Source organism: Mesorhizobium sp. M5C.F.Ca.IN.020.32.2.1 (assembly GCF_004023105.1).
GTDB lineage: Bacteria > Pseudomonadota > Alphaproteobacteria > Rhizobiales > Rhizobiaceae > Mesorhizobium > Mesorhizobium wenxiniae.
This window is the reverse complement of the sequence record NZ_RZSX01001718.1, coordinates 1-382: the sequence shown is the minus strand read 5'-3', so window position 1 is coordinate 382 and position 382 is coordinate 1. Positions and strand designations below refer to the sequence as shown.

Genomic DNA, 382 nt, shown 5'->3' with positions numbered 1-382 from the left:
TGCATGCCGTGTTCCTTTATCATGCCATCCAGGCCGGCATGGACATGGGCATCGTCAACGCCGGGCAGCTTGCCGTTTACGAGTCCATCGATCCGGAACTGCGCGAAGCCTGCGAGGACGTCGTCAACAACCGTCAGCCGAAGGGCGGCGGCACAGCGACCGAACGCATGCTGGAACTCGCCGAACGCTTCAAGGGCACAGCGGGCAAGGAGGCGCAGGAACGCGATCTCGCCTGGCGCGACTGGCCTGTCGACCAGCGCATTTCGCACGCACTGGTCAACGGCATCACCGAATTCATCGACGCGGACACGGACGAAGCGCGACTTGCCGCCGAGCGCCCGCTGCATGTCATCGAAGGTCCTTTGATGGCAGGAATGAATGT

At 62.6% G+C, this 382-nt stretch carries 1 protein-coding gene; it reads left to right on the top strand.

Annotated elements, in window-relative coordinates; translation table 11 throughout:
* Nucleotides 1–382 (top strand): B12-binding domain-containing protein (locus EOA86_RS38320; protein ID WP_206630306.1); only part of this gene is annotated, 382 nt, incomplete at both ends.